The sequence below is a fragment of the Nocardia sp. NPDC003345 genome (genome assembly GCF_053589395.1).
The window spans coordinates 1-8,433 of record NZ_JBSFRU010000292.1 but is presented as its reverse complement, the minus strand read 5'-3'; the positions used below and the strand labels follow the sequence as shown (position 1 = coordinate 8,433).

Below are 8,433 nucleotides of genomic sequence, written 5' to 3'. Positions count from 1 at the left end.
CGTCGCGGCCGGGTACGGGGTCGTCGACGAGGGCGATGATCGGGCGCACGGCCGCCTCGGGGCGTTGCCCGGCGAGCCGGCCGAAGACCGCGGCGCCGAACTTCATGGCGGGTCCGACCTCGCCCGCGAAACTCGACCGCACCAGCCGCGCCGGGCCCCATGTCACATACGCCAGGTCCGGGTTGCCGGTGACGGCGAGCAGCCCGAGTAGTTCGTTGGCCCGCCGCTGCTGCGCGTTGGATCGGGCGAAGGTGAAGCCGCGGTTCAGTTCGAGATCACCGAAGTCGATGGCGTCGGCCCGCGCCCCGGGAACGGCGGTATTGACGACGATCGGGCGGGCGGCGGCTCCCAGGAGGTCGGCGAGTCCGGTGACGAAGAGGTATTTCGAGACGAAGAAGAGCACCCAGGAGGCCTCGCGGCCCTCCGCGGTGCGGTGGCGGCGCTGCCGGATGAACGAGGCGGCGAGTATCAGCACATCGATTCGCCGGTGACCGGTCCGCAATCGCGCGATCGTGCTGCGGCTCTGCGCGACCGAGGAGAGATCGGCCGCGAGGAACTCGGCGCGCGCGGCCGCGTCGGCAGGCAGCGAGTCACAGAGGGCGTCGAATTTCGCCCGGCTGCGCCCGATCACGGTCACCCGGTCGCCGGCCCGCAGATGATGCCGTGCCAGGGCCGCGCCCATACCGTCCGTGCCGCCGGTGATGACGACTGTTCTCATATCCGCACCCTTTCCGGAACTTGTGTTCCGTATCAGCGTAGCGGAAACGGAACGTATGTTCCGATACGGTGACGGTCGGACCGTTCTGGCACAGTGTCGGGATCGACGTCTGAAAGGGTGTGCCGCGCGAAATGGGTGACTACTTCGAACGGATCGTGGATCTCGAGGTCTCCGTGGCCGAGGCGCCCGCGGTGGCTGCCCGGATGCGCGACTGGATGATCGCGCGGCACGTGCTGACACCGGAGCTGTCCGGGGACGGGGTCTACAGCCTGGGTGCCGACGAAGGCTATGTGGCCGGGCCGCGGTGGCGGGGCGTCGCCGAGGATTGGGGTGACCATATCCCGGGTCCCGTGGCCGTGATCGTCGGTCGTGGCGCGCATTACGGCGGGCAGGGGGAGGTCGAACCGGAATCCGCAGTGTGCCCGCACTGTGCGGCCACGACGGTGATCATCGACTATCCGCAGCAGTGGGAGGCCGATCCCGCGATCTGGGAACCGTTCCGGGAGGGGATCGAGGCGTGGGAACGGACCGGAACGGGGGTGGCCGGATGCCGGTCGTGCGGGCGGGAGGCATCGGTCACCGACTGGCGGTGGCCCGCCGGATTCGCGCTCGGCGCCCTGGCATTCGACTTCTGGGGCTGGCCGCCCCTGCGGGAGACGTTCGTCGCGGAATTCGGCGGCCACCTCGGCCACCGCTTCGATCATCACTCGGGAAAGTTCTGACCGGCCATATGGTGAGCTACCGGCACATATCGACGCCGCTGTCCATTCCGGCGCCGGGGATCCGGGCGCGATCCGGCGACGCTGGAATCTCGACTCGGGTTCCAGGCGAGGTCGAGCGGAAGCGAGCACCGTAGATGCGTACCGGTCCCCGAATCCGCACCACCGCCGGGTCAGTTCTGGGAAGGTGGGAGAACGCCGTCGCGGTATTCCGCGGTATCCCGTACGCGCAGCCGCCGTTCGGTGCGCTGCGCTTCCGGGCGCCGGTGCCGGCGCGGTCATGGGAGGGACTGCGGGACGCATCGGAGTTCGGTCCGCCGGTGCCGCAGTCCGGTTTCGCGACCCCGATGCGAGGCGGCGCCGATGATCGAGCGGCCGACTGCCTGACGCTCGACGTCTGGACTCCTGACCCCGGTATCGCGGGACTTCCGGTGATGGTGTGGATCCATGGCGGCGCCTACCAGGAGGGCACCTCCGCCAACCCGCACGCCGACGGTGCGACTCTGGCCGGTTCGGGTGCGGTGGTGGTCAGCATGAACTATCGGGTCGGAGTGGAGGGTTTCGCCCACATCCTCGGTGCCCCGGCCAACCGCGGCATCCTCGACCAGGTCGCCGCCCTGCGATGGGTGCAGGACAATATCGCCGGCTTCGGCGGGAATCCGGGCAACGTCACAGTGTTCGGCCAGTCCGCCGGCGCGGGCTGTATCGCCGCCCTGCTGGCCATGCCGACCGCGGCCGGGCTGTTCCGCCGCGCCATCCCGCAGAGCGTGCCGGGCACCTTCTTCGCTCCGGAACTCGCGGGCGCCGTCTCCGCAGCGATCGCGGCCGAAGCCGGTACCCGGGCCACCATCGAGGACATGGCCCGCGTCGACCCCCGCGACCTGGTCGACGCCAAGAACACGATCCTGGAAAAGATGCCCGCATTCGCCGACACCTGGGGGCCTATGGCATCGACACCGACACCGTTCTCGCCCGTGGTCGACGGCGAGGTCCTGCCCGAGGCACCCTGGAAGGCACTCGCCGCCGGCGCCGCCCGCGGCATCGACCTGCTCGTAGGCCACACTCGCGACGAATACCGGCTGTTCAAGACCTGGTTCGGCATCGAGATGACCGACGAACGAGTAAGCGAGACGCTCGAGTTGCTCGCACCCGGGCCCGACGGCAGCCGCCGGTATCGCGACTTCTACCCCGGGGCCACCCCCGGCGAACTCTACGAACTCGTCCACGCCGACTGGCTGTTCCGCATGCCCACCCTGCACCTCGCCGCCGCGCAGCACGCCGGCGGTGGTTCCGCTTGGCTCTACGAACTGTGCTGGAGTTTCAACCGCGAGCAGGGCGCCTCGCACAGCCTCGACTTCCTCCTTGTCTTCGGCACCCTCCACCCTGACGAAATCCGCGCACACCGGTCCGCGCACCCGGATGCCGCCGCCCAGGTCGCCGGTGTTTCCCGGCAGATGCGCACCGACTGGCTGAACTTCGCCACCCGCGGAAACCCCGGCTGGCCCCGGTACGACTCGGCCGGCCGCGCCACCCGCGTGTACGACACCGAACCGGCTACCCGGCCCTACCCCGAGGAGCCATCCCGCCGAATCTGGTCCGCCCACAGATTCGACACCTTGCCGCTGAGCCGCTGAATCCCGAGTGTCGAATCCGGGCGCCCGGCACGGCGAAAGCCGAAACCGGGCAACGCGGCCGGTTCGTCGGGACGGGCGGTACGGGGTCCGTGTCAGTTCCGAACCGGATCGTGGTTGCCGGCGAAGTTCAGGAAGCGGGGGATGATCACCTCCTGGTTCGCCCACAGCAGGTCGTGCCCGATGCCCGGGTAGATCTGCACGTCGACCGTCGGAATATGTTGCCGGGCGCGGGCTGCCCCGATTTCGGGGTCGTTGACGACGGTTTCGGCCCCGAACAGCACCAGGGTCGGTGCGGTGATGGACGCCAGCTCTTCGTCGGTGACGACTCGGTCCCACGGCATGCCGGGCCGGAATTTCAAGGCCGCCATCGCCATCGCGAACTCCTCGTCGGTGAGCTCGGCGCGGGGCGTCAGCCACGAGTTGAGTTTGCGCATTCGCTCGGGGGTCGGACGCAGGCCGGCGGCAAGGAATTTGAGCAGAAGGCTCCATTTCGGTTTGGCGAAGGTGGCCCCGCCGGGTTCGAACATGGTGAGGCCGGCCAAGCGGTCGGAGTGGTAGACCCCGACCATGGTGGCCATCCAGGCGCCGAGCGAATTGCCGGCCAGGTGGACTCGGCTCTCGCCGAGGCCGTCGAGGGTCTCGATCACCCATCGCGGCCGCTGTCGCCGGAATAGCCCAAGGCATGATCCAGGGCCACGGGACAGCCGAACCGGCCCTCGAACTCGTCGACCAGCAACTCGACCTCGTCCTCGGAAAGCGGGACTGAGGCTGCGCGAGTGTGCAGAATGCGGCCATGCCAACGAACTCGGTGCTGACAAGAGCCCACGCGCTATGGGAAGGGCTGGCCGGTGCGCCGGTTTCGTTCTCCTCGACCGATCCCGTGGATGTGGCGATCTCGCCGCGAGCGATGATCTGCCCGCAGGGCTGGGCAGGTTTCATCGTGTTGCGGGGGCGGGCAATCGTGACCGTGCCCAGTGCGTCCGCGGCAGCGGCGGTTCGCGGCGCCGTCGCGGAATTGCCCGTCGAAGACCTCGTGGATCCCGCAGTGCTCGGTCGGGTCCTCTGCCTCGAAGAGGTGCTGGGCCCGGCCACGCTGGCCTATCTCGACGAACACGATTTCCGGCAGGCGCCAACGGGTTCGGTATCGGTCCAACGGCTCTCCGCCGAGCATCGCGATCTACGCCGGCTCGAAGATCTTGCGGGTGAGCACGAATCGGACGAAAGCGGCCTCCGTGAGATAACTTCCCCGGCGTTCGCCGTCCGGATCCATGACGAAGTGGTCGCCGCCGCCGGATATCGCCTGTGGCCGAGCCGGACCGCGCATATGAGTGTGCTGACCGCTCCCGATAACCGGGGGCGGGGTCTGGCCCGGCTGACGGGATCCGCGGCGGTGGCACACGCCCTGGAAGCCGGGCTGCTTCCGCAGTGGCGGGCGCGGGCTCCGCAGTCCAAACGGGTCGCGCTCGCCCTGGGCTTTCGCGAACTCGGTGCCCAGCTCAGCGCCAGACTGAGGTGACTGTGCTGTCGTATCGGCGACTCGGATCGGGTCCTATCGCCTGCCCGAGGCCTGCGGCCGGATCGGTGTGGTCGGCGCGCGGCAGATTGTGATGTGAACCACTACCCTGGACAGCGAAAGCTAATGACATTATCTTTTTAGCTATTAGAGCTAGCCAAGGAGATCGTTATGACCACCCAGTACCTCCCGCTTCCCGACGGCACCATCGCCTACGAGCTCACCGGCCCCTCCGACGGGCCGCTGGTGGTGTGCGTCCCCGGTGTCGGCGTCAACCGCGCCGACTTCCGGTTCGTGGCCCCGATGCTGGCCGAAGCCGGAAACCGGGTGGCCGTCATGGATATCCGTGGCCACGGTGACTCCAGCGCCGACTGGCCGCAGTACGATCCCACCGCCGTCGGTCACGACATCGCCGCCCTGATCCGTCATCTCGGCGGGCCGGCCGTGATCGTCGGCCACTCCTTCGCGGCGAAGTCCGCCGGGCAGGTCGCCGTCCGCGAACCCGAGTTGGTGCGCGGCCTGGTGCTCGCGGGTGCCGCGGTGCGACACGAGAAGCCCGGCTTCGCCATGGGGCTGGCCGCCAAACTCGTCACCGGTAACGCATCGCTGTGGACGATGTTCCTCAAGACGCTGTACCCGGGCACCAAGCCCGCCGACTTCGCCGAATATCTGGCCGCGAACAAGGCGATACTGCGCCGCGAGGGGCACCTCACGGCCTTGAGTGCCCTGACCGATTCGCTGCCCGCCGACCCCGCCCTGGACCTGGCGGACATCACCGTCCCGACCTTGATCGTCATGGGCACCAAGGACGGCGACCTCGCCGACCCGGCCGCCGAGGCGCAACGGATCGCGAACGAGGTCTCCGGACCGTCCCGTGTCGCGATGGCGGACGGCTCGGGGCACTACCCGCACGCCGACAACCCGGAATTCACCACGCACGCCATCGCGACGTTCCTGAAGGAACTGTGATGCCACGCGCCGGACTATCCCCCGCGGCGGTGGTCGACGTCGCCGTCGCCGTCATCGACGAAGGCGGGCCCCGCGCCCTGACCCTCGCCGCGGTGGCCACCCGCGCCGATGTGGCCACTCCCTCGCTGTACAAGCACGTCAAGAATCTGAACGAACTGGTGGACCTCGTCGGCGTGCGCGTCATCGACGAACTCACCGAACGGGTCACCCGCTCGGTGATCGGGCTCGGCGGCCCCGAAGCGGTCGGCGCTCTGTTACGCGCCTACCGCGACTACGCCGTGACACACCCCCACCGATACGCGATGCTGCCGCAGAGCCCACGACCGACACCGGGCTGGGACACCGCTAGCCACCGCCTGATGGACACCATCTTCGCCGTCCTGACCGGCTGCGGCGTCACCGGCACGGACGCGGTGCACCTCACCCGCTGCATCCGCGCCGCCGGCCACGGCTTCGCCACCCTGGAATCCCAAGGAGGGTTCCAGCTCGCCGAAGACATCGAGACATCCTTCGCCACCCTGACCCGTATGGTGCTCAGCGCGCTACCGTCCCGGTGAATCCGAACTGCGCTTGCCGCCGGGTAGCCCGACCGGAAATGCTTTGAAACCGATGCATTCTTGGACACTTTGCGTGAGCCATCTTTGCTGCCCGGCGAGCTTTCACTACTCGGCAGTGCCCACAAATCACTGCTAGTGGACGCTTGGACGGGCTCACTGAGCCAGGGGCGGGCGTCGGGTGCCCGGCGTCCCCTGGCTGTCTCGGTGGTTATGGCGTCCAGACGCCGGTGGCGGCGGTATCGCGGGCATAGTCGGTGAAGTCTTCGGTGGTTCAGCGCATCGTGGTGGCAAGGTAGTCGTGCCCGCCGACAAGGAAGGTGTGCCCGTTGGCGGCGGGGGCGTCGATCGCAGCGACGATGGCCGCGGCGAAGTCGTCGACAGTGGGAAGTGGCCCGTGGGTTCGGCGGGCCGCGACCGCGTCGGGATCGCGGCGTTCCAGCAGCCGGATGATGATTGTGCCGTCGATCATATCGCCGGAGACCACGACGAAACCGACACCGCGGTCGGTGAATTCGGGAATGAGGGCGCGCAGGGCATCCTCGCCGGCGCGTTTGCTCGCGGCGATCGGCTCGTACCCGTCGGGCAACGGGCCACCGTCGGCGTGAAAGTGCGCCTGGTGGCTGGTGACGAATACGATCCGCCCGCCGGGCGGCATGAGGGGCAATGCGAGATTAGCGAGCCGGACCTGGGCGTCGCGGTTGAGGCGCAGGGCGTAGCCGGGGTCGGCGCCGCGTTCGAGTCCGCCCGACGCGTTCAGCACGAGCGCATCGAGCCGGCCGTATCGGTCACGGATGTGGTCGATCATTTCGGCGACGGCTGTGCCGTCGGACAGGTCCGCCCCGATTGCCGATGCGCTTCCGCCGGCGGCGGTGATCGTGTCGATCACCGTCTGTGCCCGTTTGAGCTTCTCGCGGTAGTTGACCAGGACGTGGGTGTCCGGTCCGGCCAGGTGCCGGGCGGTGGCCGCGCCGATACCGCGTGAGGCGCCTGTCACCAGCACGATTCGTCGCGGGGACGGTTCCGCTCGGTTCATCGGGTGTTCTCCTGACTCGGCCCGGTGCTTCTGTTTGAGAAGCAACTATGGTGCTTCGAAATGAGAAGCGCAAATGGTCGCGAGTCTGCCGGGGCGGCCGATGAGCCCGGCGACGCACCGGTTCTGGCGGCGATCGACCTGCTGGGGCAGCGGTGGATGCTGCGGGTGGTGTGGGAGCTCGAACCCGGCCCGCTGGGGTTCCTGGAACTGCGCCGGCGGATGGGCAACTGTTCGTCGAGCATGCTGTCGAACCGGCTCCAGCAACTCTTGGCGGCGGGGCTTTTGGAGAAGCATGGCCCGAAAGGTTCTTACGAACTGACCATCGCAGGGGTCCGGCTCGGGGAAGCCCTGCAACCGCTGTGGGACTGGTCGGAAATCTGGACCGATCGGCCCCACGACCTCCGTTGGCCCTGAACACCTCGGGAAGGTCGGCTGTTGTGGGTCAGAGGCCTGGCCCGACCGCGTAAACGATTGGGCCGTCGAACTCGATCCGGTAGATCGCGGGCATCGGCATCCGCCTGGTGGAATGCCCAGCCGACGCCCATGCATCCGAGCCCGATCAGCGCTCGCGCGATGAACGTGCCGTGACTGCCGATGATGGCGGGTCGCCCCCGAAGGCCGTAGCTGATATCGGTCAGAGTGCGGACCGCACGCTCGGTGAGCTCGTGCAGGCTTTCGGCACCCGGGCGCGCCCCCTGTCTTTGGGGCAGAAGGAAGAGCAGTATCTCGGACGCTCCATCCTCGGTCCGCTGCGAACCGGTTCCGGAGTCAGCCCTCGATGGAGAAAGTGAGGCCATCGGGTGCGGTGAGATCAGCAACCACCCCCGGTTGTTTACGGGATCCGCCCCGCCCGGTTCCGCGATGCGGCTCGCCGGCTCGCTGTTGAACCTCGGCGACGGAGTCGACGGCGACGATCAGGTGCCAGCCCGGCTCCGCGTTCGGCTTTGTGAGCCCCGTGAAGTCGGTGTCGGGATCGGTCATTCCGAGGATGCGCTGGTAGAACTCGGCGGCGGCTGATGGATCTGCGCTCAGGTGTTGTAGTCGCCGCGGCGCCGCCCTGGTCGCCCGTGGATGCGTCCAACCCCTCCACGGTGCCCGCCGCCACAGCGACACCGGCGCGCCGAACGGATCGATCAGTGTCGCGATCCGGCCGTCGTCCCCGGCATCGAAGGGCGCAACCAATAGTCGGGCCGCGGCCGCGACCGCCGGCGCGGCCCCCCGGTGCACCAACTCGAACCGCAAGATTCCGGCGGGATGGGAAGTACGGGGGGGTGGGAAAGAGTGTGGTGG

10 protein-coding genes are annotated in these 8,433 nt (G+C 68.4%); 6 read left to right on the top strand and 4 right to left on the bottom strand.

Going from position 1 to position 8,433, the window contains the following annotated elements:
* Window positions 1-718 (bottom strand): SDR family NAD(P)-dependent oxidoreductase (locus ACWDU1_RS25325; RefSeq protein WP_450002146.1); only part of this gene is annotated, 718 nt, incomplete at its 3' end.
* Window positions 719-849: 131 nt separating this feature from the next.
* On the opposite strand from ACWDU1_RS25325, the gene ACWDU1_RS25320 reads away from it, so the two are divergent.
* Together ACWDU1_RS25320 and ACWDU1_RS25315 are read left to right on the top strand one after the other, a co-directional pair.
* Window positions 850-1,440: a hypothetical protein gene (locus tag ACWDU1_RS25320; protein WP_450002145.1), complete on the top strand. Its 591-nt coding sequence runs from the start codon at window positions 850-852 to the stop codon at window positions 1,438-1,440.
* 134 nt (window positions 1,441-1,574) lie between these two features.
* On the top strand, window positions 1,575-3,071 hold the full coding sequence (locus tag ACWDU1_RS25315; protein WP_450002143.1) for a carboxylesterase/lipase family protein: 1,497 nt from the start codon (window positions 1,575-1,577) through the stop codon (window positions 3,069-3,071).
* Window positions 3,072-3,163: 92 nt separating this feature from the next.
* On the opposite strand, the gene ACWDU1_RS25310 is transcribed toward ACWDU1_RS25315, so the two are convergent.
* Window positions 3,164-3,871: an alpha/beta fold hydrolase gene (locus tag ACWDU1_RS25310; RefSeq protein ID WP_450002141.1), complete on the bottom strand. Its 708-nt coding sequence runs from the start codon at window positions 3,869-3,871 to the stop codon at window positions 3,164-3,166.
* On the opposite strand from ACWDU1_RS25310, the gene ACWDU1_RS25305 reads away from it, so the two are divergent.
* The 3 genes from ACWDU1_RS25305 to ACWDU1_RS25295 all read left to right on the top strand — a co-directional run bounded on the left by ACWDU1_RS25305 (window position 3,865) and on the right by ACWDU1_RS25295 (window position 6,110).
* Window positions 3,865-4,587, top strand: a complete 723-nt coding sequence (locus tag ACWDU1_RS25305; protein ID WP_450002139.1) for a GNAT family N-acetyltransferase — start codon at window positions 3,865-3,867, stop codon at window positions 4,585-4,587. The genes ACWDU1_RS25310 and ACWDU1_RS25305 overlap by 7 nt on opposite strands.
* A 168-nt stretch (window positions 4,588-4,755) precedes the next feature.
* Entirely contained in the window at window positions 4,756-5,553 is a 798-nt protein-coding gene (locus ACWDU1_RS25300; RefSeq protein WP_450002138.1) for an alpha/beta fold hydrolase, read from the top strand.
* Window positions 5,553-6,110 carry a WHG domain-containing protein gene (locus ACWDU1_RS25295; RefSeq protein WP_450002136.1) on the top strand — a complete coding sequence of 186 codons (558 nt, stop codon included), beginning with the start codon at window positions 5,553-5,555 and terminating at the stop codon, window positions 6,108-6,110. Before ACWDU1_RS25300 ends, ACWDU1_RS25295 begins: the two co-directional genes overlap by 1 nt.
* Before the next feature lie 271 nt (window positions 6,111-6,381).
* Here the strand turns inward: ACWDU1_RS25295 and ACWDU1_RS25290 are convergent, their stop codons facing one another.
* Entirely contained in the window at window positions 6,382-7,143 is a 762-nt protein-coding gene (locus ACWDU1_RS25290; protein WP_450002134.1) for an SDR family oxidoreductase, read from the bottom strand.
* Between the two features lie 60 nt (window positions 7,144-7,203).
* On the opposite strand from ACWDU1_RS25290, the gene ACWDU1_RS25285 reads away from it, so the two are divergent.
* The gene (locus ACWDU1_RS25285) at window positions 7,204-7,557 is read left to right on the top strand and encodes a winged helix-turn-helix transcriptional regulator (protein ID WP_450002133.1); all 354 of its coding nucleotides are present in this window, start codon (window positions 7,204-7,206) and stop codon (window positions 7,555-7,557) included.
* Between the two features lie 354 nt (window positions 7,558-7,911).
* Here ACWDU1_RS25285 and ACWDU1_RS25280 read toward each other — a convergent pair whose 3' ends face one another.
* Window positions 7,912-8,385, bottom strand: a complete 474-nt coding sequence (locus tag ACWDU1_RS25280) for a VOC family protein (protein ID WP_450002132.1) — start codon at window positions 8,383-8,385, stop codon at window positions 7,912-7,914.
* Window positions 8,386-8,433: the final 48 nt, after the last annotated feature.